The sequence below is a fragment of the Azorhizobium sp. AG788 genome (assembly GCF_943371865.1).
Classification (GTDB): Bacteria; Pseudomonadota; Alphaproteobacteria; order Rhizobiales; family Xanthobacteraceae; genus Azorhizobium.
Map to the genome: position 1 here is coordinate 56,886 of NZ_CALRWL010000028.1, position 22,491 is coordinate 79,376.

The window sequence follows — 22,491 nt, forward strand, 5'->3', positions numbered from 1 at the left end:
ACCGCCAGCGAGCGGTCCGCATACTCCGGGCTCCGCGCGCGCAAGTCCACCGCGCGGGTGGTGCGGCGAACCCGCTCTCTCACCCGAACCTCGCCCGCGCGGGTCTCACCGATCACGTCTTCGCCGCGCTCTTGCCCTTGGCGAACGACATCCGGGTCTTCACCCGCGTCCCATGTTGCGACACCGCCAGCGACCGGTCCGGCATATCGCGCCGCACCACGGCGTTGACGCCGATCCGGCAGTCATCGCCGATGGTGACGCCCGCATGGATGCGCGCGCCCATGCCGATCATGCAGCGCTTGCCGATCCGCACGTCGCTGGCCACCGTGGCGTGGGGCAGGATGACCGTGAACGCACCCACCGATACCCGGGACCCGAGAACATTGTGCGCGAACAGATGGACGTGCGGTCCGAGGACGATGTCGGTCAGGATGGCGAACGGCCCCACATAGCAGCCCTCGCCGATCTGAGCGTGCGAAGAAACCACCGATGACGGATGAATGAATCGCGGCCACCGGCAGTTGCGCAGGGCGGGCCGCTCGCGGATCTGCGCGGCAGCGTCGGGATCGGCGATGGTGAGAAAGGCATCAAGGCTCGCGCCATCCAGACTGGCAATGACGTCCACCGCATGCCCGAGCACGGCGCCCGCGGGGCGATCATCCACGATCCCCCGGACCGAAACCCCTGCGGTTTCGAAAATGCAGATGAGGTTGCGGGCATTTCGACCCCCACCCACCAGCATCAGCCCATCCGGGGCCGCGGGAGACAATGGGGCGATCAGGGGAACAGTCATGGGGCTTCTCGAAACACAACGCACACATCAGATACGCGCCGGAGGCACGCGCCCCCCCGGGGGAGAGCGGGTCACCATGCGCCTTTGCATGCCAGCCGCTGCCTGGGCCCGCTCCCGAAGGTGGGATGGGAGCCTCCGCACACGTCCGAAGATCGACAGACCCGCGACTTTCATGGCAACCTAAAAGCGAATCGATGGGCCACACCTACCCAAAGAAGCAAGAATGACATATTTATGAAATTCCCCGATGTTACAAGCGATCAATTCCGTCTCCAAAAATCAAAGCGCCCGTAAAACCATCAAAATGGTCTGATTTTCCAATAAGCCGACCCAAAAAGAAAATATCTTTGGTGAAAAGATAAATCGTGATCCTGATCCTTACCTACGCCAAGGTCTGCACCACTTCACTGCACCATCTGCTGACGAACCGTTTCCCCGGTGACGTCTTTCGCAGTCATGGCCTGGAAGCGTGGATTCTCGACCCGCTGGAGCGGTTCGTCGCCGCAGCCCCCACCGACACCACCGGCCTGCGCCTCTCGTTCGACAATGGGCCGATCCGCGCGCGGCTGGCCCAGGCCCGCGCGAGCGGAGAGACGATCACGCTCATCAGCGGCGTGCGCGATCCCATCACCCGCTCCCTCTCCGTGGCGATGCAGAATCTGGACGCGGCCTTCGCCGATTGCCTCGGTCCATCGGTGGAGGCGAGCGCGCAGGCCATCGCCGCGCGCGTGGCCGACCTCTGGCTGCGCGACACGCCCAACGACGACCCGATCCGCGCCTTCCTGGAACTGATGATCCGCGCGCCATTTTCCTGGTTCGAGGCGGAGATCCATCAGGCGTTCGGGTTCGATCTGCGGGCGCATCCCTTCGATCGCGCCAAGGGCTATGCGATCCAGACCCAGGACAACCTGCGCCTGCTGCTGTTCCGGCACGAGAGCGCGCCGGCGGCCATCGAGGCCGGCCTGGCGGAGCTTTTTCCCGGCGTGGATGTCGCTCTCCCCCACGACAATACCGGCATGGACAAGCCGACCGGCGACATCTATCGCGCCCTGCAGCGGTGCTTCCGGCTGCCGCGCGCGGCGCTGGAGGCGATCTACGCCCATCCGGACGTGTGCGCCTATTATTCCGAGGACGAGATCGCCGCGTCCATCGACCGGTGGGCGGAGCCCGCGCCGCGGCGGGAATGGGTCCTGCCTCCGCCCCCCGCCGCGCCGCGCGCCAGCTTCGCGGCGACGGTGTTCATCCCGGTCCGCAATCACGCCCATTGGATCGGCGAGGAGATCGACAGCCTCATCGCCCAATGGCGGCCGGACGTGGAACTGCTGCTGGTGGACGACGGCTCCGAGGACGGCAGCCTCGGCGCGGCACTGGACCGGCTGGCCGGCCGGCCCGAGGTGGCGGCGACCGTGATGCGCAACAGCACTGCCATCGGTCACGGCATGCTGCCCGCCGTGGTGTCCCTGGCGCGGGCGCCGCTGCTCATTCAGGCGGACAGCGACGACATCGCCCTGCCCGGCCGCCTCGACACCATCATCGGTCATTTTGCCGCCCACCCCGATTGCCGGCTGGTGACCACCAATGCGGTGCTGCTGAGCGAGAGCGGCCTGCCGATCGGCCTGCTGGATGTCCAATTGCCGGACGCGGTACTCAACGATGCCGTGGCGCTGGCGGACCAGCAGCACAAGCCCTATTGGCTTGGCGCCTCATCCGCCTGGCACCGCTCGATCATCGAGGATTTCGCACCGCTCGATCCGGAGCTTTGCGCCTATGGCCTCGATCTTTTGACCGGCTTCCGGGCGGTGCTCCTGGGAAGCCAGCATTATCTGGGGCGCCCGCTGGTCGGCTGGCGCCAGCATGCGCACAACAGCCACCGCATGATCGGATCGTTCAATCCGGACCCGGCGGCGCAGGAGCATCTGGCCGCCATCATCCTCATGACCCGCGCGCAGCGCCTGCGCGACGTCGCCTGGCTGCAGGCGCACGGCAAGCTCGATCCCGACCGCGCGGCCGCGATCGAAACCCGCTGGCGTGCCGACTATATGACGCAAGCCGAGGAGTGGATCCGGCTGCGCAACCGCCTCACCGGGACCCACGCCGCCCCCTCGCCCAAAGCACCGGGCGGATCACAGGGGCAGACCCACATTCCAACGGTGCCGCCCATCCTCACCTTGCAGCGCGGTGTGGAATGCCCGACGTCGCAGATGGATCAGGTCCTGTGCCGCTGGGCCGGCATGCATCGCCAGGACAACACGATGGTGTGGACCAGCGGGCGGGCAGTCATCGTCCTGCGCATTCCCGACCCGGAGGCGCAGGCGCTGGTCGTGACGCTGGCGGGCCTGCCCTATATCGACCGGCAGTCGATCTTCCTCTCGCTGGATTTCGCCCCGCCCGTGGAGGCGACGCTGATCGCCGGCGAATCCAGGCGCGTGACCGTGCCGATCACCACGCGCCGCGATCCGGCGCGCGGCCTCATGACCCTGATGATCAGCGTGCCGCAGGCCGCGATGCCGGTGACGTTCGCGCCAGAAACCACGGATCATCGCGTTCTGGGGGTGGCGGTGTTCGCGATGCAGGTGATCTGACCGGGGCGGGGCCGCAAGGCCTGGTGCTGAGATCGCCGTCGAGGGGGCGGCCTCCGCGCGTCGCGCCGGCCCTCACTGGCTCGCCCAGATGATCCGCGCGATCCACAGCACCTCCGCCGCGCTGAGCGAGCGGTCTTCATACTCCGGGTTCAGGGAGCGCAGGTCCACCGCGCGGGTGGTGCGGCGAACCAGTTCCTTGGCCAGGACTTCTCCCTCGCGGGTCTTCACGATCACCCGGTCGCCCTTGCGCAGCGAGGCGGCGGGCGACACCACCACGATGTCACCGGGGCGGTAGACCGGGCGCATGCTGTCGCCGGAAATCTCCAGCGCATAGGCATGCTCGTCCTCCACCTCGGGAAACAATATCTCGTCCCAGCCGCCGCCCACCGGAAAGCCGGCATCGTCGAAGAAGCCGCCCTTGCCCGCTTGGGCCAGACCAATGTGGGGAATGGCGCGGGCGCGCGGCGGCGGGGGTGCCTCCTCGGCGAAGCCGCCGTGCGTGCCGCCGGGAACGCCCAGCAGGGCCATGAAATCCTCCACCCCGGCGCCGGTGGCGGCCAGGATCTTGGCGATGCTCTCGGTGGAGGGCCAGCGGGTATGGCCGTCCGCCGTCACCCGCTTGGAGCGGTTGAAGGCGGTGGAATCCAGCCCCGCGCGCTTGGCCAGGCCCGAGGCGGACAGCCCATGGGCCGCGGCCAAGCGGTCGATGGCGGTCCAGATCTGGCCGTGCGTGAGCATGAGCGCCTGCTGATGGGTGCGGAATTAACTAGGAAAATAAGGCTTTGCGGCGGATTTGTCCAGGAATCAAGTCCGCGAGGGCCGCTGCGCCCGTCGCCGGCGGCCGAAGAAAACCGGATTCCCCTTTTCGGGCGCATGGTCTAAACCGGCCTCATGACCGCATCGCGCTGCCTCATCTACAAGATCTGCCCCCGGCCCCTGTGGGAGGCCGCTATCGCCGCCGGCCAATTCGAGGGCGCCCCGGTGGATGTGGCCGACGGCTATATCCACTTCTCGGCCTTGGAACAGGTGCGCGAGACCGCCGCCAAGCATTTCGCCGGCCAGGAGGATCTGCTGCTGGTGGCGGTGGATGCCGCCACTTTGGCGCAATTGAAGTGGGAGCCCTCCCGCGGCGGGGCGCTGTTTCCCCATCTCTACGGGCCGCTGCCGGTCTCGGCCGCGCTCTGGGTGCGGCCGCTGCCGCTGAATGCCGACGGCAGCCACAGCTTTCCGTTGGATTGAACCGCCTGCCGGACTGACGCCTCAGGCCGGGCGAAACGTGCGCCGCAGCAGCGCCGGCATGCGCACCGCCTGCAACACGCCGCGCGCCAGCAAAAACACCAGCAGCGCGGTCCACAGCCCGGCATTGCCGAACGGCCGCAGCGCCGCCCAGGTGCCGAGGTAGATCGCCAGAGCGGCGATCATCAGGTTGCGCATGTCCCGCGACCACAGCGCCCCCACATAGATGCCGTCGAAGGCATAAGCCGCCACCCCGGCCAGCGGCAGCAGCGCGGCGAACGGCAGATAGGCCACCGCCTCCGCCACCACGGCGGGATTGGTGCTCATGGCGCCAAGCACGCTCGGCCCGGCCAGGAAGAAGAAGCCCACCGCCAGCACCGCGAAGCCATAGCCCCAGATCAGCACCAGCCGCAGCGCCGTGCCGAAGGCGGCGCGGTCGCGGGCGCCGGCGGCGGCGCCGCACAATTGCTCGGCGGCGGTGGCGAAGCCGTCGAGGAAATAGACCGACAGCAGCACCATGGTGTTGAGCAGCGCATTGGCCGCCAGCACCGTGTCGCCCGCCCGCGCGCCCTGGGCGGCAAAGAAGCTGAACGCCCCCAGCAGCGCCGCGGTGCGGATCATGATGTCGCGATTGAGCGCCAGGGTTTCCACCAGCCGGGCGCGGTCGAACACCACCGCGCGAGGCAGATCGAGCCGGAAGCCCAGCAGCCGGGCGCACATCATCGCCCCCGCCAGCGTGCCGGCGGCCTCCGCCCAGACGGTGGCCTGCGCGGCGCCCGCCACCCCCAGATCCCAGCCCAGCACGAACAGCACGCACAGGCCGATGTTCAGGGCATTGATGCCCGCCTGCAGCGCCAAAGCATGGCCGGTGCGGCCGATGCCGGTGAGCCAGCCCAGCACGGCGTAATTGGCCAGACTCATGGGCGCGGCCCAGATGCGCACGCCATAATAAGCCGACAGCGCCTGATCCACCGCCGGGCTGGCGCCGGCCAGCTCATGCACCAGCCAGCCGATGGGCTTTTGCAGCACCAGCAAGGCGAGGCCGCAGGCCAGCGCCATCAGCACCGAGCGCACCAGCACCGCGCGCTCCTCCACCCGGTCGCGCCGGCCGATTGCCTGGGCGGCAAGGCCCACGGTGCCCATGCGCAGAAAGCCGAAGCCCCAGAACAGGAAATCGAACACCACCGCGCCCAGCGCCACCCCGCCCAGCGCCGCCGCATCCCCCAGCCGGCCGATGACCGCGGTGGCCACCAGCCCCAGCAAGGGGGTGGTCAGGTGCGAGAGGGTCATGGGCACGGCGATGGCCAGCACGCTCTTGTGCGTCACCGCCAGGGCCTGTCCCGGACCTTCGCTCGGCGCGGCGCCGCTCATCGCCGGCTTGGTCATGGCCGGTTCAGCGCCCCATGCGCAGCAGGCGCAGCACCAGCCACAGCGGGATCACGATCACCGCCCCCAAGAGGAAATAGCGCCACAGCCGCTCCACGGTGTCGAAGCCCAGCGAGAAGATGGATTCCACGAACCGGCGCAGCGAGCCCAGCAGATTGGCCGGGTCCAGCCCCAAAGCGGCCAGGATCACCCCCACCACCACCGAGAGCAGGACGAGGCGCAGCAGCACCGAGACCGGGGAGCCGCCGAGAAAGCGGGAGATCTGGGAATTGCCGTCTGCCATGTCTGGTCCTTTATGTGCCCCCGCCGGCTTTAGCGTCTGTGCGGTTCCGATTGAACCGCACAGACGCTAAAGTCTTTGTAGGCGTTTGCCTTTTCGGGAAAACCGGGTTCCGCTTTTCTCGGGCAATCTTTAGCACGGTCCGCCAGCGGGCGGGAGCGGCACGCCGGCCTCAGTCCGGCTCGACGATGAAGATGCCACGGGCGGTGCGCAGGCGGCGCAGGAACCGGCGGGCATTGTCGAACCGATGCACCAAAAAGCCGCGCGGCCGCGCGCTGCCCGCCGCAGGCTCTGCCTGGGCCGGCAGGCCATTGACGTCGAGGCGGGCATAAAGCGCCGCATAGCGCTCCAGGAACAGCGCCTGCGTCGCGGCGTCCATGTCCTGATAGCGCTGCGCCTTGCCGACATTGAACTGGCCGATCATGCCCTTGCTGGAAAAGGGCGCCAGCACCCGCTGCGGATCCACGCGCACGCCCAGCTGGTCCGCCACGCGCGCCACGGTGGCGGCGGCATCGAAGCAGATCTGGTTGTAGGTGAAGACTTCGACCCCCGGCACGGCGGCCCAGGCCTGGAAATAATCCATCTGGTTGTCGATGGACATGAACGTGTCCTGCGCGGTGTGGATCTCCGCAAACGGCATCAGCCCCACGGCGCGGGCGCGCACGCCGTTGTCGATCATCGACAGCGCGATCTCGCGGGGATCCCGGATGCTGGCGCTGGCCAGGACCTCGCCGGCGGCAATGCGCGCAGCCACCTCCGGCCGCAGGGCGCCATGGGTCTTCAGAACGACGTTGCGGTTGCCCACAGTGTCGGCGACGCGATCCAGGAACGGGCCGGTGATCACGTCATAGTAATTCTCGAGCTTCCGCACCCCCTTCGGCTGTATGCGCACGAAGTCTTTGCCGGACAGGCTGAGTATTTCCTCGGTCATCTGGTAGAGAAACGTGCTGGCCGACTTGGTCACGCCATAGGAAATATAGATCATCGTCACCCTTGGCCCGGCCGGGGCATGAAGCGGCACAACTTAGGAGCAGCGGGGGAGGTGTCAAGGCCAGCCAAAAACCGCAAGGCGGGCGGGGACACCCCCGCGCGCCCGCCGCCGCGCACCCCTCGCCCAGGGGCCGGGCGCGCAAGCACCGCTTGACCCCCCACCTTTCCCTAACGAGAATGCAGGCGTGGTGGCAGGCTCGACCTGGCAGGGGCGGCCAATGATTTATATTTGTTATGGCGTGACCAAGTCGGCCAGCACGTTTCTCTACCAACTGACTGAAGAGATCTTTTCTGCGTCCGGTCTCGGCTTCAGCCGCTCACCGTCCCACGGTGTCCTGGACCTGTCGAACTACTACGACACCATCACGCCGAACCTGCTGGACCAGGTGGCGTCCGCGGCACACGGACGGCCCGTGGTGCTCAAGACCCATGGCGACCTCGACCCAGGCGTGGCGGCACGCATCGCCGCCGGCGAGATCCTGGCCAGCGCCAGCATCCGCGACCCGCGCGAAATCGCCTTGTCCATGGTGGATCACGGCCGGCGCGCGCGCCGTGACGGAGAAGAGGCTTTCTCCGAACTGCACACCGTGCTTGAGACCTTGCCGTCCCTCGATGCCCAGCTTGCCGTGTTCCAGCGCTGGGCGCAGGTGAAGACGGTCAAGGTCTTCACCTACAACCAGATCTGCTTCGACACCGCAGCGGTGGTCACGGCTGTGGCCGACCACCTCGGCGTCAGCGTCGACCCGCAGCGGGTGATGGCGCCATTTGCCGCCAGCGGCATGATCGGCCAGTTCAATATGGGCGTGCCACGTCGCTATCTGACCATGGACCCGGCGATGCAGGAGATCTTTCTCGCCCGCTATGCGGCCTTCTATGCGGCCATGGCGTTCGAACAGAACCTGCCCCAGCTCACGTCGGCGCCCACTTTTGGCGCGCCGCGCCCGTCCGCCGGTCCGGCCCGAATGGTGGCGGACGCGCGGCGGCTGGTGCGACGGCTGGCACACGGCGTCCAGATCTGGCGTTTCCGGTCGCGCTGACCGGTCCGCACGGCCGGTCCTGAGCTCCGCAGATCTCCCGCCCCCGCTTGGGTGAGAGGGACACGCCTCTCACCCTTGAGACTGGAAGGATGCCCGCCGCCGCCGCCCCCGTGCGGGCTCCCCCTCGATGAGGGCCGTCCGCATGGCAGACCTGCGATATCATCATGGATTTCAATGATTTTCGCCCGTCCGGTGCAAGCCCGGCGAAAGCCTTGAAGCCAATACCGCCCGAACGGGGCATTCCTCATTTCTGGATTGGTATGATGATTAATCGCATGAGCATCCGGAGCAAATTGCTCGCGTGCTTCGGACTTCTCGCCGCCCTGTTGCTGGCGAATGTGGCGTGGGTGGTGGTGTCGAGCCGCCAAGTGGAAACCACCATGCGCCAGTCGGACAGGGTCGGCGACGCGCTGCTGGGCGTGAAGGACACGCTGCTGTGGATCCGCCAGGTGCGCGTGATGTCGCTGGGCTATCTCGGCACCGGAGACGAGAGCTATATCCCGCGCCGGGATGATGCGTTCGAGCAGTTGAAGACGGTCTATAACCGCGTCCGCGCCGCGCCGCTGCCGGCGGAAGGCCTTGGCCTGCTGGACGATTATATGAACTCCCTGGTGGCGTTCCGGAATGATTCCGTGCGGATGAACGAGCTGAAGGCCAAGGGGCTGACCGCACAGGATCCGGACATGGCCGCCATCCTCAAGGCCGTGGATCAGGATGCGGTCGTCTATGCCGGCACCAGTGCCAAGGTGCAGAAATACATGGTGGCCCTGAATGATGGCATCACCGCTGACGTCTACAGCCGGGTCGGCACATCCAACACCATCCTGATGGTGACGTCCGGGCTCATCGTGCTGCTGAGCGCCCTGTTCTCCTGGCTGCTGTCGCGCGCCATCGCCACCCCCGTCCAGGATATCTCCGGCGTGATCGGCACCCTGGCGAAGGGCGAAACGGCCGTCACGGTGCCGCATCTGGCGCGCGGCGATGAGATCGGCGCCATGGCCCAATCGGTGGAAACGCTCCGCGGTGTCCTGCATGAGGCCCATGTGGCCCGCGACGCGCAGGCCGCGCGGGTGGCGGACGAGCATCGGCTGATTGCGCGCCGCCAGTCGCTCGCCCAGGCCTTCGTGAGCCGCATGCAGGACCTGGCGTCCGGCTTTGCCCGCTCCTCCAATGAGGTGGCGGATTCGGCCCGCAACCTCTCGTCCACCGCCGAGGAAACCGCGCGTCAGGCCCAATCCGTGGCGCATGCGGCGGAAACGGCGGCCACCAATGTGCAGACGGTCGCCGCGTCCTCCGAGGAACTGGCCGCATCGGTGCGCGAGATCACCCAGCAGGTCAGCCATTCGGCGGATGTGGCCGACGTGGCCTTCAAGGAAGCGGAATCCTCCAACGTGCGCATCGCCGACCTCAGCCACGCCGCCACCGCCATCGGCGACGTGCTCAGCCTGATCAAGGGCATCGCCGATCAGACCAACCTGCTGGCGCTGAATGCCACCATCGAGGCGGCGCGGGCGGGCGATGCGGGCCGGGGCTTCGCCGTGGTGGCCTCCGAGGTGAAGGAACTGGCGGCGCAGACCGCCAAGGCCACCACAGACATCTCGGAGAAGATCAACGAAATCCAGCACGCCACCAACGGCACCGTGACGTCCATGGGCGAAATTGTGCGCATGGTCAGCAATATCAAGTCCATTTCCTCGTCCATCGCCAGCGCGGTGGAGGAACAGGGCGCGGCGACCGGCGAAATCGCCGTGAACTGCCAATTGGCCGCCACCGGCACCCAGCATGTGACGGAGAATATCGGCGGGGTGGACCGTTCCGCCCAGATCACCGGCGCGGCGTCGCAGCAGTTGCTGTCGCTGTCGCAGAGCCTGTCGGGCCAGGCCATCGACCTCGGCACGGTGGTGGAGACCTTCGTGCGCGATCTCGACGCCGCCTGAGCCGAACCGACCGCGTGAACAAGGGCCGTCGGGCAATCCGGCGGCCCTTTCCTGTTTGCCCGCCCCCCACGGCGCGCCGTTCCAGCCCTCTGAAACAGCCATGGCGCCCTGCGGGAGCGGGGCGCCATGGATGTGGCGTGGTCGGATCGGCGGCGTCCGCCCGTGGCGGCCCAGATCAGCGAAGGTCGAGGTCAGCGCAGGTCGAGGCCAGAGAAGGCCGAGGTCAGTCCTGCGTGGCGCCGGGCTGGGCGACGATGCGCAGATAGGGCTTCACCGTCTTCCAGCCGGCCGGGAACTTCTCCTTGGCGGCTTCGTCCGAGACCGAGGGGACGATGATGACGTCTTCGCCGGGCTTCCAATCCACCGGGGTCGCCACCGAATGGGCGGCGGTGAGCTGGAGCGAATCCACCACCCGCAAAATCTCCTGGAAATTGCGGCCGGTGCTGGCGGGATAGGTGAGGGAAAGCTTCAGCTTCTTGTCCGGCCCGATCACGAACACCGAGCGCACGGTGGCGGTGTCACTGGCATTGGGATGGATCAGGTCGTAGAGGCCGGAGACAGTCTTGTCGCTATCGGCGATCAGCGGAAAATTGAGCTGGGCGCCGGTGGCATCCTTGATGTCCGCCACCCAGTCGGGATGGTTGGCCAGCGTATCCACCGACAGGCCGATGACCTTGACGTTGCGCTTGTCGAACTCGCCCTTGAGATGCGCCACCTGCCCCAGCTCGGTGGTGCAGACCGGGGTGAAGTTCTTGGGATGCGAGAACAGGATGCCCCAGCTGTTGCCCAGCCATTCATGGAAATGAACCGGGCCTTCGGTGGTCTCGGCGGTGAAGTCGGGAACGATGTCCCCCAGGCGCAAGGTCATGGACCCCTCCAAATAACAAAAATAAGCCGTAACTATTTTTTATCATACATTCTAGGGGTGAAGTTTGGAAGGGCAGAGCGAGGGGCGCGGACCACATGGCGGTTCGGTCGCAGCCCTATCCGAACCGCTTAGGTTTTGGTATAGTGGATCAATGCCGACGGTCCTGCGTCTCGAAGGTCTGCGCGTGGTGATCTATCCCAACGATCACCGGCCCGCGCATGTGCATGTCATCGGGACCGGCGGCGAGGCGGTGTTTCTCCTGCATTGCCCGGAAGGGCCGAGCGAACTGCGCGAGGTCTATGGCTTCGGCCGGCCCGATGCCGGTCGCATCAAGAGCGCGTTGGATGCCGCCGTCGCAAAACTATGTGAGGACTGGAGGGCGATCCATGGCGATCACTGAAGAGGCATTTGCCGAAGCCGAACGGCGCATGGCCATCGCTCAGGAGGCCACACGCGCCGTCAGCGCCCGCTTTGTTCACCGCACATCACGCCTCGTGGTGCGGCTCAGTTCAGGCGTGGAGATCACCATTCCGGTCGCGCTGGTGGAAGGCCTGTCGGGGGCATCGAAAGACGATCTCAGCCAGATCGAGATCAGCCCCGCCGGGCTCGGCCTGCACTGGCCGAAATTGGATGCCGACCTCTACGTGCCGGCCCTGCTGCAAGGGATCTTCGGCTCGAAGCGCTGGATGGCGCAGCAACTGGGCAGCATGGGCGGACGCGCCCGGACTGCCGCGAAAACCGCCAGTTCCCGCGCGAACGGCCGCAAAGGCGGCCGGCCGCGCAAGATCGCGACCGGCTGAGCCTTCGTCGGTGCTAGACGTGCGCGCCGTCCAGCGCCGCCTTGATCAGCGCCCGCGTTTCCGCCACGCCGTAGATGGCCACGAACGAGCCGAAGCGCGGGCCGCGATCCTGGCCGATCAGGGTCTGGTAGAGCGCGTTGAACCACTCCACCGACACCCCCGGCCGCTCGGGCGTCGCGCCCTTGGCCTTGAGGTCCTGATAGCGCGGGATCGGCCGGGCGACGTCATAGAGCGCGTTCTGCACGTCTTCCGCCGTGGGCGACGCCGGCAAGGCGGCCAGCGCCGCGTCCAGCGCTTCCAGGGCGGCGCTCTCCACCTCGTCGGGGGCGCGGAACACCTTGTTGGGCTTCACGAAATCGTTGAAATACTTCACCGCATAGCCCACCAGCTCATCGAGCTTGGGGTGCGTCTGCGGCGAGATACCCTCCACATGGCGGCCCAGGAAGCCCCACAGCACGCTCTTATCCTCGGTATTCGACGCGGAGGCGAGGTTGAGCAGCATGGTGAAGGACACCGGCATGTCGATGACCGGCGGCTCGCCCGCATGGATGTGCCACACCGGATTGCCCAGGCGCAGCTTCCAGTCCTGCGTGGGATAGCGGGCGAGGAAGCTGAAATACTCGTCCACCGCCTTGGGGATGACGTCGAAATGCAGCTTCTTGGCCGAGCGCGGCGACTGGAACATGTACAGCGCCAGGCTCTCCGGGCTGGCATAGGTCAGCCACTCGTCGATGGTCAGGCCGTTGCCCTTGGACTTGGAGATCTTCTGGCCGTTCTCATCCAGGAACAGCTCATAGACATAATGCTCCGGCGCGGTGCCGCCCAAGATCTCGCAGATCTTGTCATAGACCGGGGCGTTGGTCTGGTGGTCCTTGCCGAACATCTCGAAATCAACCCCCAGCGCCGCCCAGCGGGCGCCGAAGTCCGGCTTCCACTGCAGCTTCACCTGGCCGCCGGTGACCGGGACGGTCTTGTCCACCCCGTCCTCGTCGGTGAAGGTGATGGTGCCGGCCTTGGCGTCCACCGCCTTCAGCGGCACATAGAGCACCCGCCCGCTCACCGGCGAGATCGGCAGGAACGGGCTGTAGGTGGCCTGGCGCTCTTCGCCCAGGGTCGGCAGCATCACGCCCATGATGGCGTCATACTTTTCCGCCGCCTTCAGCAGCACCGCGTCCAGCTTGCCGGACTTGTAGTATTCGGTGGCGCTGGCGAATTCGTAGTCGAACCCGAAGGTATCGAGGAAGCGCCGCAGCATGGTGTTGTTGTGGTCGCCGAAGCTGGCGTAATCGCCGTCGAACGGATTGGGCACCGAGGTGAGCGGCATCTGGAGAAACGGCTCCAGCGCGGCGCGGTCCGGCACATTTTCCGGGATCTTGCGCATGCCGTCCATGTCGTCGGAGAAGCACAACAGGCGGGTCTTGATCTTGTCCTCGGTCAGCACGCGGAAGGCATGGCGCACCATGGTGGTGCGCGCCACTTCGCCGAAGGTGCCGATGTGCGGCAGGCCCGAGGGGCCGTAGCCGGTCTCGAACAGCACCTCGTCCTTGGGCTTGCGCTTGAGCCGCTCGACGATCTTGCGCGCCTCCTCGAACGGCCAGGCGCCCGCGGTTTCCGCAAACGTGCGCAGTTCGGTGGCGGTCGGGTCGATCGGGGCGGGCGCGGTGGTCATGACAGGTCTCCGGTCAGGGGCGCCCGCCCATGCGGGCGCATCCTGTGGTGCAGCGCGGTCTCTCCCGGTGGCGGCGTGCGCAGGACACACGCGCGGCCGAGGTCGCGTCGGGATGCGCGCAGGCATGGCCGGGCCACGCCGCCGCGCGCCCCTGCTCTAGTCCATGTATGCCGAGAATTGAAGCTTTTCGCCGGATAAAGGCGCGACCGGGCGCCCGCTTCCGATTGGCGACGGGCGCGCGGAGATCAGAGCGCCGGCACCACGCCGTTGCGGCCCACCAGCACGCGCGATGCCTCGGCGCCGCCATCGGCCCCGAGCGTGGTGCGCAGCAGCACCTGGGCGCCGGGCGTCAGTTCGGCGCGGGTGCCCGGCTCGAAGCTCACCAGGGACGTGTCCGATGTCACCAGCACCTGCTTCTCGCCGCCCTTGAAGGCGATGGTCAGCAATTGCCCGTCCTTCGCCACCAGTTTCTGGGAGAGCGCGCCATTGGTCATGCTGGCATTGGGCGCCACGTCATAGGGCCGTGTGCCCTCTCCGGCGCCGCGCTGGGCGGCGGGAAACACATGGATCGACACCGCCCGCTCCGGCGCGCCTGCCGGCGCCCCGGCCTGGGGCACGGCGGCGACGCCCACATAAGCGTCGGGGGGCATGTCCGCCAGCGTGATGCGCGCCAGGCCCGTCACCGTGGTCGCCTCCGCCAGCTTCACCTTCACGCTCGCCCCGGCGCGGGTGGTGACGGTGAGCATGGGGCCATCCACCGCCGCAACGACGCCCCGCACAGTGGGGCCGGGGGCGCCCTGCGCCAGAACCGGGGTGGCGGCGAGCAGGGCACAGGCGAGAAATGCGAGCCGGCGCAGAAGCATGCGGATCTCCAGGCAGATGCGGCGCGACGGGATGCGCGGCGGCCCATCTTTGCGCGGCCGGGGCAGCGCGCCACACACGATTGCGCGACAGGGATGCTGCCCCAACGGCAGATATTTCGCGCCTTACTCCCTGGCGCCTCAGTAGAAGCCCACGGGAAACCAGCGCAGATAGAGATCGGTATAAACGCCCTTCTCCCACACCCGCTGCAGGGCATAGTCGATGGCCCGGCGCAGCGGATCGTTGCCGGCCTTCACCGCCACCGTCAGGCCGTCGCCGAAATAGCGGCTCTCGGTGAACGGGCCGCCGATGAATCGGCAGCAGCCATTGGCCTGGGTGCCGTTCAGCCACAGCGACAGGCCGATGCCGTCGCCGAAGACGAGGTCCACCTCGCCTGCCATCAGCGCGGCGCGGGTGGCGGCGGCATCGCCATAGGTGCGGATGGCGGCCTCGTTGAAGAAGGCCCGCAGATAGGCCTCATGCGCCGTGCCCGCCACCACCGCGACGCTCTTGGACGCCACCTCGCCCGGCGTCGCGCCGCGCATCTGGAGCGTGGCGCGTCCGGCGAAGCGGGCCGGGGTGCCGAGATAATGCTCGGAGAAATCCACCCGCGCCCGATTGGCCGGGGTGGCGGCGACGCCGGCGATCACCGCATCGGCCTTGTTCTGCTCCAACGCCTCCAGCAGCGTGTCGAACGCCACCGGCTGGATGGTGCAGGTCAGCGCCAGCTCGGCGCACACCGCCCGCGCCAAATCCACGTTGAACCCCATCAGCCCGCCATCGGGACCGTTGAAATTGAAGGGAGGATAATCGTCGGTGGTCAGGAAGCGGACGGTGGCGGGCAGGCGCGCGGTGTCGGGCCGCTCCAGGCGGCGGGCGGCGTTCCAGAAGCTGGGCACCACCGGGCCGGCGGCCGTGGTGCCTTGCGCCTGCACCGGCGCCACGCGGGCAAGGGCCGTGAGCGCCAGCACCAGAGCGACCACGCACAGGCGCCCGGCACTGATCCGGGCAACGCGCGCCCACGCCAATGGAGAAAAATCTAGCGGCGATATATGTGCCATACTACCATCAAATCTCATCGGGTCTCCGGTCGGAGCGGGTCATGGTGGGCGAGGCGAGGCGTGACCGCAAGCAGGTGACCTGCGCTGCCCCGCCGGGCGCCGCCATAACAAGAGCCGCCATAACAGGAATCGCGGCCCCGCCGATCCCGGCGCTGCGCGAGCCCCCCAAGGCAGACGCCCAAGCCGATGCCAAAGCCGCCGCAAAGGCGGCCCCAAAGGCGGCCATCGGCCGGCATGCTCCGCCCCAGCCCGCCTCGAGCCGCCCGGCGATAGCGCCGCTGCCCCCAGACACCCCGCCACAGCCCCCTCATCCGCGCCCGACCGTACGGGACATGGCCCCGCCCGCCGCCCGCCCCGTCCCGCGCGCCATCGACGCACCCGCCCCGGCGCCGCTGCCGATCGAATTGGAGGCGCTGCGGGGCCATGTGCCGGCGGAGGCCCTGGCCTGGGCGCACCGCCGGGCCAAGGCGGTGGGGGTCGGGGGCGACGAGGCGCTGATCTGCGCCGGCCGGATCTCGCCGGCCGCCGCCTGCGACCATCTGGCGGCCCATCTGGGCCTCACCACCGATCCGCTGCTGGTGCCGCCGCAGGGCCCCCTCGCCCTGGCGCCGGCGATCCTGCGGCTGCGGACCCTCCAGGAGAGCGACGGCGACGGCCCGCCCCGCTACAGCTTCGCCGCCCGGGGCCACACCGCGCGGCGCCTGGCGCGGGCGCTGAGCCGCGATCCCGACCTCGCGGCCCGGGCGCGGCTGGTCACGCCGGAGCACCTGCACGCTTATCTGGCCCGCCACGCCGGTGCGGCCCTGGGCGCGGCAGCGGCGTTCGGCCTCAAGCAGCGGCATCCGCACCTCTCCGCCGCCGGCCTGACGCCGTCGCTGCGGCTGTGGCTTCTGGCGGCCATGGTGGCCGCCGGCCTGGTGGCAGCCTTGGTGGTGCTGCCCGCCGCCACCGTCCTGATCCTCCAGGCGCTGCTGTCGGCGATCTTCCTCAGCCATGCGGCGCTGCGCATCGGCGCCTGCTTCATCGCCCCCACGCAGGAGGGACCGCTGGGGCTGACCGATGCGCAATTGCCCATCTACACCATCATCGTCCCGCTCTACCGGGAGGCACGGGTGCTGCCCCGGCTGGTGGCGGCCCTGCGCCGGCTCGACTATCCGCCCGAGAAACTGGACATCAAGCTGGTGATCGAGCCCGACGATCGGCCCATGCATGGACGGCTGGCGCGGATGCGGCTGCCGCCCTGGTTCGAAGTGGTGGTGGCCCCGGCCATCGGCCCGCGCACCAAACCCAAGGCGCTCAATGCCGCCTTGCCGTTCGCGCGCGGCAGCTACATCGCGGTCTATGACGCCGAGGACGTGCCCGCCCCCGACCAGTTGCGCTGCGCGCTCGCCGCCTTTCGCGGCGCCGGGCCGGCGGTGGCCTGCGTCCAGGCCCGGCTGTGGGTGGAGAATGCCGGCGACAGCTGGATCAGCCGGCATTTCGCCGCCGAATATGCCGGCCAGTTCGATGTGCTGCTGCCGGCTCTGGCCAGCCTCGGCCTGCCGATCCTGCTGGGCGGCACCTCCAACCATTTTCGCCGCGACGTGCTGGAGGCGGTGGGGGCGTGGGATCCCTACAATGTCACCGAGGATGCCGACCTCGGGGTGCGACTGGCCCGCGCCGGCTGGGGCACAGCGGTGATCGCCTCATCGACGGAGGAGGAAGCGCCGATCTCGCTGGCCGCCTGGATGGGCCAGCGCACCCGCTGGCTCAAGGGCTGGGCGCAGACCATCCTGGTGCACGCCCGCGCCCCGCGCGCCTTAGTGGCGCAATTGGGCTGGCTTCAGGTGGTTGCGCTGGGGCTGCTCACGGTCGGTCCGTTCGCCTCGGCCTTGCTGCATCCGCTGTGCCTGCTGGTGCTGGCGGTGGATGTGGCGCGCGGCGTGTTCCTGACCCCGGCGGGCAATGCGCTGGGGGTCGCCGTCCTGGCGCTCTCCTTCACCAATCTCGGGGCGGGCTATCTGGCGGCGGCGCTGGCCTGCGGGCTGGGCCTGAAACGCCGCGGGCGCCTGAATCTGGCCGCGGTGCTGGTCAGCGTGCCGGTCTATTGGCTGCTCATGTCCATGGCCGCATGGCTGGCCCTGGTGCAATTGGTGACACGGCCGCACTGGTGGCAGAAGACCGAGCACGGGCTCGGGCGGCGGCGGCCGCTCACAGATAGCGCTTCAGTTCCGCCGCAGCCTCGGCCGGCGGCCGCTTCGTGTTGAACGGCATGACGAAGGTGCCGGACTTGTCCAGCAGATAGACCACGGCGGTATGGTCCATGGTGTAGTCGCCATCGGCCAAAGGCACCTTGCGGGAATAGACCCGGTAGGCCTTCTTGATCACGTCGATCTGCTCCGGCGTGCCGGTATAGCCGCGGATCTGCGGCGCGAAGCTGGAGACGTAGGATTTCATCAGCTCCGGCGTGTCGCGCTCCGGATCCACGGTGACGAACACCGCCCGCGCCTTGTCCGCATCCGGCCCGAGCGCGGTGAAGATCTCCGACATCTCGAACAGCGCGGTGGGGCACACGTCCGGACAATGGGTGAAGCCGAAGAACAGCAGGGTCGGCTTGTCCTTGAACGCCGCCTCGGTCACCGGCGCGCCGTCCTGATCCACCAGCTTGAACGGCCCGCCCACCAAAGAGGCGGTGTTCACGCCGGGACGCTCCGGCATCAGAGCGGTGACGGCGACCACCAGCAGCAGGGCGCCGGCGGCGAAGGCGCAAAACAAGGCGATGATCTTGGTGCGCGACGACAAAGGAGGCATGGATCAAGTGTTTCCGTGACGGGCCCGCCGGCAGCAGCCGGAGCGGGGCAGATTCAAAAGCACGTCGCGAGGCCGGCCGCCACCGTATCGAAGAAGATCGCGACGCCATGGCGCATCCACAGCAGCACGCCGCCGCCCACCAGCAGCACGGCCAATGCCCCGAGCCCTGCGATCCCCACACGCCGCAGCGTCCCGCCATGCGCAAGCCGCGGGGCGGTGTCTGTCACCGCGGGGATCCGGATGCCCTGAGGGCGCGCTGCCATGGTCCGCATCCTCCCCGGCCGGGCGCGAGAAGCGCCTGCAACGATACCACCGCAAGGGGAACAAGCTGTTGCTCCGCCTCGCCTTTCCGCCTCGCGCGGTGGCCCGGCCCGGTGCGTGCGGGCCGGGGCGACCACCGACGTGGAACCAGTCTAGCGCACGCGGCCGCCCACCCCAAACACCTTGCCGCGAGCTTGCACGGACACGCGCGCCCGCGCCCTTCGGGCCAAACGGGCGTTGACGCCGCCACAGGTCGCGCCTAACACTTTGCCCATGTTTATCTCCGGCTCCGAGATCCGGCGCGCCCTTCGGGCCAGCCTGCGAATTCTCCGCCCGGTCGACCAGGTCGGCCGGGCACGCTGAATCGCATCTCCCGTCTCGCTTTCCGGATTTTCTGCCATGTCTGACCTGTCCTGCGCGCCCTCCGGCGTTGCCGTCTATCGCCTCGTTGTCGAAGCAGCCGCCGATGCCAATGTCCTGCTGCGCCTGCTGGAGCCGTTCGTGATCCACGACGTGCTGCCCCACCGCATCGATGTGGCCCATCTGGATGATGTCCTGGCGGTGGAACTGGTGTTCACCGCCGGACCGGATCTGGCCATCCGGTTGGAGAACCGGCTGCGCGCCATGGTGTCGGTGTCGGACGTCGCCATGGCCCTGGCCAGCCCCGCCCTCCAGCACGGAAAAGCGCCGCTCACTGCGGCCGCCTGAGGCATCGAAGAATGGGCAGCATGGGGAACATGGCCGGCCTCCTGGCCGACCTGGCGATCATCGTGCTGCCGGTGTTCGGCGTCATCGGCCTCGGCTATCTGGCCGCCCGCACCAAGTTGGTCAGTGAGACCGCGTCCGACGGGCTGGCGGAATATGTGTTCAGCCTCGCCGTCCCGATCCTGATCTTCAAGACCCTGAGCGAAAGCCAGCTGCCCGACGCCCAGCCCTGGGGCTATTGGATCGCTTACTTCACCGGCGCGTTCGCGGTGTTCGGCATCGCCAGCTTCATGGCCGCCAAAGTGTTCAAGCGCAGCCATATCGAGGCGGTGATCCACGGCTTCTCCGCCGGTCAGGCCAACACCGTGTTCGTGGGCGTGCCGCTGATCCTGAAAGCCTATGGCGAAGCCGGCGCGGTGCCGTTGTTCCTGCTGATCGCCGTGCATCTGCCCATCATGCTGGTGGCCGCCACCTTGATGGTGGAAGGCGGCAACGGCCTGTCCCTCGCCACCGCCAAGCGCCTGTTCCGCTCGCTGGCCTTCAACCCAATCCTGCTGGGCATCTATGCGGGCGGGCTGGCGCGGGTGTTCGGCTTCCAGGCCAGCGGCGTCGCCAAGCAGATCCTCGACATGATGGCCGCCTCCGCCACCCCGTGCGCCCTGATCTCGCTGGGCCTGGCGCTGAAGCGCTACGGCGTCTCGGGGGATCTGCGGCCCACCATGGTGATCTGCGGCCTGAAACTGGTGGTGCACCCCCTCCTGGTGCTGGGGCTGACCCGCATCCTGCCCATGCCGCCGGTGTGGGCCGGGGTGGCGGTGCTGTTCGCGGCCATGCCGTGCGGCATCAATGCCTATCTGCTGGCGCAGCGCTATGGGGCGGGGGTGGGGACCAGTTCCAGCGCGGTGTCGCTCTCCACCGGGCTGGGGCTGATCACCATCACCTTCTGGCTCTACATCCTCGGCGTCGGCTGAGGCCTCAGGCCAGATTGCGGGCGACCAGTTCCAGCACCTGCGCCCGGCTGGCACCCGCCGCGCGCAACGCCGCAAGGCTGGCCGCCCCGGTGCTCTTGGACAGTTTGCGGCCGTCGCCATCGCGCACCAGCCGGTGGTGGTGATAGATCGGCTCCGGCAGGCCCAACAAAGTCTGCAACAGGCGGTGGACCGCGGTGGCGGCATAAAGATCCTGACCGCGGATCACATGGCTGATGGCCTGCACCGCATCATCCACCACCACCGCCACATGATAGCTGGCCGGCACCTCCTTGCGCGCCAGCACCACATCGCCCCAGCGGGCGGGCTCGGCGGTGATGATCTGCGGCGGCTGCAACGGGCCGCCGATCGCTTCGCGCCACGTCAGCGTCTCGCCAACCAGCGTGCAGGCCCGCGCCATGTCGAGCCGCAGCGCATAGGGCTCGCCCGCCTCCCGGCGGCGGCGGCGGGCGCTGTCGGGCATCGCCTCGCGGGGAAACGGAGAGAGCGGGGCGCCGTCGGGATCGCGCGGCCAGGATTGGCCGTCTGCTTCCTTGGCCAGCACCGCGCGGGCGATCTCGCCGCGGGTCTCGAACGCCGGATAGAGCAGGCCTTCCCGCTCCAGATGGGCAAGCGCCGCGGCATAAGCGGAAAAGTGTGCGCTCTGGAGGCGGGGCGGCGCGGGCGGCAGGATGCCCAGCCAGTCCAGGTCATCGGCAATGGCGCGGATGAAGTCCGGGCGGGATCGGGTGGCGTCGATATCCTCGATGCGCAACAGGAACGTGCCGGCGGCCTCACGCGCCGCGGCGTGATTCACCAGGGCCGAATAGGCATGGCCCAAATGCAGATTGCCGTTGGGGCTCGGGGCGAAGCGGCAGACAATGCTCATGGCAGACCCGTCATTGGCCCGCCAGTCATCGCATGCCACGGGCCGGTTCGCGAGGGAGGCGAGATGGCGCAGAGGAGTGAAAGCCTTGCAGCGGGCTTGGGTGTGGACGGACACCGCGAAGTGCATCTGGCCGACCAGGCGGCGTTCGACCGCGCGCTGGCGGCGCTGCTCACCCTGGACGACCGCCTGCCGCCCTTGGCCGCCCTCACCGGACCGCTGACCCTGCGGCGCCGCGCCCCGGATTTCGCCGGCCTGACGGCGGTGGTGGTGGCCCAGCAGCTCTCGGTCGCGGCGGCCCGCGCCATTTCCGCCCGCCTCGACACTGCCTTGGGCGGCCCGCCCACGGTGGAGACCCTGCTGGCGGCGGATGTGGCCGATCTGCGCGCGGCGGGCCTCTCCGCCGGCAAGGTCCGTACCCTCACCGGCATCGCCCGTGCCCTGGCCGACGGCACGGTGGATCTGGCCGCCGTGGAGACCATGGAAGCGGACGCCGCCGCTGCCTATCTCACCCGGCTGCCGGGCATCGGCCTGTGGACCGCCGACATCTATCTCTTGTTCTGCCTGGGGCGCAGCGACGCCTTCCCCCATGGGGATCTCGCCCTGCAGGTGGCCGCCGGTGACGCCTTCGGCCTGCCCGGCCGGGCCACGGCCATAGGGCTGGCGGCCATCGCCGAGGACTGGCGGCCCTATCGCGGCGTCGCCGCGCAATTGCTGTGGGCCTATTATGGCGTGCGCCGGGCGCGCCTGGGCGCCCCGACCTGAGGAACGCCTTGCGTCGCCGCCTCCGGCCTGATTGGGTCGGGCCAACCAGGGCCGCGCCCTCCTCCCACCGGATCTGCTCATGCCCCTGATCGATGGCCCTCGCCTTGCCCCCCGCTCGGGCGGACCCGCCGATGCGCTGGTCGTATTGCTGCACGGCTATGGCGCCGATGGCCGCGATCTGATCGACATCGGCGCCGCCTGGGCGGACCTGCTGCCCGGCGCGGCCTTCATCGCCCCGCATGCGCCGGAGCCGTGCGGCCAGGCGCCCATGGGCCGGCAATGGTTTCCCCTGGCCCTGGACGACCCGCAGGAACTGGTGCGCGGAACCGCCGCGGCCCTGCCCGGCCTGGGGCAATTCCTGGCCCAGGAGCTGGCGCGGCTGTCGCTGCCGTGGGAGCGGCTGGCGCTGTTCGGCTTCAGCCAGGGCGCCATGATGGCGCTGGCCGTGGCGGTGAGTGCGCCGCGCGCGCTGGGGGCGGTGGTGGGCTGCTCCGGCGTGTTCCCGCCGGTGCAAGGCGGCGCCACCGACCGCGCGCCCGTGCCGGTGCTGCTGATGCACGGCAGCGAGGACGACCTGATCCCGGTCGACGCCATGTTCTCATCGGGCGCGGCGCTG

23 protein-coding genes are annotated in these 22,491 nt (G+C 68.5%); 11 read left to right on the top strand and 12 right to left on the bottom strand.

What is annotated here, in order from left to right; genetic code table 11:
- Positions 1–112: 112 nt before the first annotated feature.
- Entirely contained in the window at positions 113–793 is a 681-nt protein-coding gene (locus tag AAG816_RS16610) for an acetyltransferase (RefSeq protein ID WP_341990772.1), read from the bottom strand.
- A gap of 365 nt (positions 794–1,158) precedes the next feature.
- Between AAG816_RS16610 and AAG816_RS16615 the strand changes: the two genes are divergently transcribed.
- Positions 1,159–3,375: a glycosyltransferase gene (locus tag AAG816_RS16615; RefSeq protein WP_341990773.1), complete on the top strand. Its 2,217-nt coding sequence runs from the start codon at positions 1,159–1,161 to the stop codon at positions 3,373–3,375.
- A gap of 72 nt (positions 3,376–3,447) precedes the next feature.
- Here the strand turns inward: AAG816_RS16615 and AAG816_RS16620 are convergent, their stop codons facing one another.
- A complete protein-coding gene (locus AAG816_RS16620; protein ID WP_341990774.1) occupies positions 3,448–4,113 on the bottom strand; it encodes a helix-turn-helix transcriptional regulator in 666 nt (221 codons plus the stop codon).
- A gap of 153 nt (positions 4,114–4,266) precedes the next feature.
- On the opposite strand from AAG816_RS16620, the gene AAG816_RS16625 reads away from it, so the two are divergent.
- On the top strand, positions 4,267–4,614 hold the full coding sequence (locus AAG816_RS16625; RefSeq protein WP_341990775.1) for a DUF952 domain-containing protein: 348 nt from the start codon (positions 4,267–4,269) through the stop codon (positions 4,612–4,614).
- Positions 4,615–4,635: 21 nt separating this feature from the next.
- Here AAG816_RS16625 and AAG816_RS16630 read toward each other — a convergent pair whose 3' ends face one another.
- The 3 genes from AAG816_RS16630 to AAG816_RS16640 form a co-directional block, all read right to left on the bottom strand.
- Entirely contained in the window at positions 4,636–5,997 is a 1,362-nt protein-coding gene (locus AAG816_RS16630; RefSeq protein ID WP_341990776.1) for an MATE family efflux transporter, read from the bottom strand.
- 7 nt (positions 5,998–6,004) lie between these two features.
- Positions 6,005–6,280, bottom strand: a complete 276-nt coding sequence (locus AAG816_RS16635) for a DUF6460 domain-containing protein (protein ID WP_341990777.1) — start codon at positions 6,278–6,280, stop codon at positions 6,005–6,007.
- A gap of 169 nt (positions 6,281–6,449) precedes the next feature.
- Positions 6,450–7,262: a hypothetical protein gene (locus AAG816_RS16640; RefSeq protein ID WP_341990778.1), complete on the bottom strand. Its 813-nt coding sequence runs from the start codon at positions 7,260–7,262 to the stop codon at positions 6,450–6,452.
- A 190-nt stretch (positions 7,263–7,452) separates the two neighbouring features.
- Here AAG816_RS16640 and AAG816_RS16645 point away from each other — a divergent pair, with 190 nt between their 5' ends.
- Together AAG816_RS16645 and AAG816_RS16650 are read left to right on the top strand one after the other, a co-directional pair.
- Positions 7,453–8,304: a hypothetical protein gene (locus tag AAG816_RS16645; RefSeq protein WP_341990779.1), complete on the top strand. Its 852-nt coding sequence runs from the start codon at positions 7,453–7,455 to the stop codon at positions 8,302–8,304.
- Between the two features lie 275 nt (positions 8,305–8,579).
- A complete protein-coding gene (locus AAG816_RS16650) occupies positions 8,580–10,241 on the top strand; it encodes a methyl-accepting chemotaxis protein (protein ID WP_341990780.1) in 1,662 nt (553 codons plus the stop codon).
- A 223-nt stretch (positions 10,242–10,464) separates the two neighbouring features.
- On the opposite strand, the gene AAG816_RS16655 is transcribed toward AAG816_RS16650, so the two are convergent.
- Positions 10,465–11,109, bottom strand: coding sequence for a peroxiredoxin (locus AAG816_RS16655; protein WP_341990781.1), 645 nt, complete (start codon positions 11,107–11,109; stop codon positions 10,465–10,467).
- A gap of 151 nt (positions 11,110–11,260) precedes the next feature.
- On the opposite strand from AAG816_RS16655, the gene AAG816_RS16660 reads away from it, so the two are divergent.
- Both AAG816_RS16660 and AAG816_RS16665 read left to right on the top strand, forming a co-directional pair.
- Entirely contained in the window at positions 11,261–11,509 is a 249-nt protein-coding gene (locus tag AAG816_RS16660) for a DUF4160 domain-containing protein (RefSeq protein WP_341990782.1), read from the top strand.
- Complete coding sequence (locus AAG816_RS16665) at positions 11,496–11,909, top strand: DUF2442 domain-containing protein (protein WP_341990783.1); 414 nt, start codon at positions 11,496–11,498, stop codon at positions 11,907–11,909. The genes AAG816_RS16660 and AAG816_RS16665 overlap by 14 nt, the downstream gene beginning before the upstream one ends.
- A 13-nt stretch (positions 11,910–11,922) precedes the next feature.
- Here AAG816_RS16665 and AAG816_RS16670 read toward each other — a convergent pair whose 3' ends face one another.
- The 3 genes from AAG816_RS16670 to AAG816_RS16680 form a co-directional block, all read right to left on the bottom strand.
- On the bottom strand, positions 11,923–13,578 hold the full coding sequence (locus AAG816_RS16670; protein ID WP_341990784.1) for a lysine--tRNA ligase: 1,656 nt from the start codon (positions 13,576–13,578) through the stop codon (positions 11,923–11,925).
- Between the two features lie 245 nt (positions 13,579–13,823).
- Positions 13,824–14,441: a hypothetical protein gene (locus AAG816_RS16675; RefSeq protein ID WP_341990785.1), complete on the bottom strand. Its 618-nt coding sequence runs from the start codon at positions 14,439–14,441 to the stop codon at positions 13,824–13,826.
- Between the two features lie 138 nt (positions 14,442–14,579).
- Positions 14,580–15,422: a transporter substrate-binding domain-containing protein gene (locus tag AAG816_RS16680; protein ID WP_341990786.1), complete on the bottom strand. Its 843-nt coding sequence runs from the start codon at positions 15,420–15,422 to the stop codon at positions 14,580–14,582.
- A gap of 410 nt (positions 15,423–15,832) precedes the next feature.
- On the opposite strand from AAG816_RS16680, the gene AAG816_RS16685 reads away from it, so the two are divergent.
- On the top strand, positions 15,833–17,746 hold the full coding sequence (locus tag AAG816_RS16685) for a glycosyltransferase (RefSeq protein WP_341990787.1): 1,914 nt from the start codon (positions 15,833–15,835) through the stop codon (positions 17,744–17,746).
- On the opposite strand, the gene AAG816_RS16690 is transcribed toward AAG816_RS16685, so the two are convergent.
- Both AAG816_RS16690 and AAG816_RS16695 read right to left on the bottom strand, forming a co-directional pair.
- A complete protein-coding gene (locus tag AAG816_RS16690; protein ID WP_341990788.1) occupies positions 17,691–18,290 on the bottom strand; it encodes an SCO family protein in 600 nt (199 codons plus the stop codon). The two genes, AAG816_RS16685 and AAG816_RS16690, sit on opposite strands and share 56 nt — an antisense overlap.
- Before the next feature lie 53 nt (positions 18,291–18,343).
- Positions 18,344–18,553: a hypothetical protein gene (locus tag AAG816_RS16695; RefSeq protein WP_341990789.1), complete on the bottom strand. Its 210-nt coding sequence runs from the start codon at positions 18,551–18,553 to the stop codon at positions 18,344–18,346.
- Positions 18,554–18,950: 397 nt separating this feature from the next.
- Between AAG816_RS16695 and AAG816_RS16700 the strand changes: the two genes are divergently transcribed.
- Together AAG816_RS16700 and AAG816_RS16705 are read left to right on the top strand one after the other, a co-directional pair.
- Entirely contained in the window at positions 18,951–19,259 is a 309-nt protein-coding gene (locus AAG816_RS16700; RefSeq protein ID WP_341990790.1) for a hypothetical protein, read from the top strand.
- 20 nt (positions 19,260–19,279) lie between these two features.
- Positions 19,280–20,227 carry an AEC family transporter gene (locus AAG816_RS16705; RefSeq protein ID WP_341990791.1) on the top strand — a complete coding sequence of 316 codons (948 nt, stop codon included), beginning with the start codon at positions 19,280–19,282 and terminating at the stop codon, positions 20,225–20,227.
- A gap of 4 nt (positions 20,228–20,231) precedes the next feature.
- On the opposite strand, the gene gluQRS is transcribed toward AAG816_RS16705, so the two are convergent.
- Positions 20,232–21,113 carry a tRNA glutamyl-Q(34) synthetase GluQRS gene (gene gluQRS, locus AAG816_RS16710; protein WP_341990792.1) on the bottom strand — a complete coding sequence of 294 codons (882 nt, stop codon included), beginning with the start codon at positions 21,111–21,113 and terminating at the stop codon, positions 20,232–20,234.
- 63 nt (positions 21,114–21,176) lie between these two features.
- Between gluQRS and AAG816_RS16715 the strand changes: the two genes are divergently transcribed.
- Together AAG816_RS16715 and AAG816_RS16720 are read left to right on the top strand one after the other, a co-directional pair.
- Positions 21,177–21,875 (top strand): DNA-3-methyladenine glycosylase 2 family protein, encoded by a 699-nt coding sequence (locus tag AAG816_RS16715; protein WP_341990793.1) that lies wholly within the window; start codon positions 21,177–21,179, stop codon positions 21,873–21,875.
- A 79-nt stretch (positions 21,876–21,954) separates the two neighbouring features.
- Positions 21,955–22,491 (top strand): dienelactone hydrolase family protein (locus AAG816_RS16720; protein WP_341990794.1); only part of this gene is annotated, 537 nt, incomplete at its 3' end.

Bases quoted from the DNA above. Each gene is read 5' to 3' on its own strand.
- AAG816_RS16685 (WP_341990787.1), top strand. From the start codon at position 15,833: ATGGCCCCGCCCGCCGCCCGCCCCGTCCCGCGCGCCATCGACGCACCC.
- AAG816_RS16620 (WP_341990774.1), bottom strand. From the start codon at position 4,113: ATGCTCACGCACGGCCAGATCTGGACCGCCATCGACCGCTTGGCCGCG.
- AAG816_RS16630 (WP_341990776.1), bottom strand. From the start codon at position 5,997: ATGACCAAGCCGGCGATGAGCGGCGCCGCGCCGAGCGAAGGTCCGGGA.
- AAG816_RS16635 (WP_341990777.1), bottom strand. From the start codon at position 6,280: ATGGCAGACGGCAATTCCCAGATCTCCCGCTTTCTCGGCGGCTCCCCG.
- AAG816_RS16675 (WP_341990785.1), bottom strand. From the start codon at position 14,441: ATGCTTCTGCGCCGGCTCGCATTTCTCGCCTGTGCCCTGCTCGCCGCC.
- AAG816_RS16695 (WP_341990789.1), bottom strand. From the start codon at position 18,553: ATGGCAGCGCGCCCTCAGGGCATCCGGATCCCCGCGGTGACAGACACC.
- AAG816_RS16690 (WP_341990788.1), bottom strand. From the start codon at position 18,290: ATGCCTCCTTTGTCGTCGCGCACCAAGATCATCGCCTTGTTTTGCGCC.
- AAG816_RS16640 (WP_341990778.1), bottom strand. From the start codon at position 7,262: ATGATCTATATTTCCTATGGCGTGACCAAGTCGGCCAGCACGTTTCTC.
- AAG816_RS16665 (WP_341990783.1), top strand. From the start codon at position 11,496: ATGGCGATCACTGAAGAGGCATTTGCCGAAGCCGAACGGCGCATGGCC.
- gluQRS (WP_341990792.1), bottom strand. From the start codon at position 21,113: ATGAGCATTGTCTGCCGCTTCGCCCCGAGCCCCAACGGCAATCTGCAT.
- AAG816_RS16670 (WP_341990784.1), bottom strand. From the start codon at position 13,578: ATGACCACCGCGCCCGCCCCGATCGACCCGACCGCCACCGAACTGCGC.
- AAG816_RS16625 (WP_341990775.1), top strand. From the start codon at position 4,267: ATGACCGCATCGCGCTGCCTCATCTACAAGATCTGCCCCCGGCCCCTG.
- AAG816_RS16660 (WP_341990782.1), top strand. From the start codon at position 11,261: ATGCCGACGGTCCTGCGTCTCGAAGGTCTGCGCGTGGTGATCTATCCC.
- AAG816_RS16700 (WP_341990790.1), top strand. From the start codon at position 18,951: ATGTCTGACCTGTCCTGCGCGCCCTCCGGCGTTGCCGTCTATCGCCTC.
- AAG816_RS16715 (WP_341990793.1), top strand. From the start codon at position 21,177: ATGGCGCAGAGGAGTGAAAGCCTTGCAGCGGGCTTGGGTGTGGACGGA.
- AAG816_RS16655 (WP_341990781.1), bottom strand. From the start codon at position 11,109: ATGACCTTGCGCCTGGGGGACATCGTTCCCGACTTCACCGCCGAGACC.
- AAG816_RS16705 (WP_341990791.1), top strand. From the start codon at position 19,280: ATGGGGAACATGGCCGGCCTCCTGGCCGACCTGGCGATCATCGTGCTG.
- AAG816_RS16610 (WP_341990772.1), bottom strand. From the start codon at position 793: ATGACTGTTCCCCTGATCGCCCCATTGTCTCCCGCGGCCCCGGATGGG.
- AAG816_RS16650 (WP_341990780.1), top strand. From the start codon at position 8,580: ATGAGCATCCGGAGCAAATTGCTCGCGTGCTTCGGACTTCTCGCCGCC.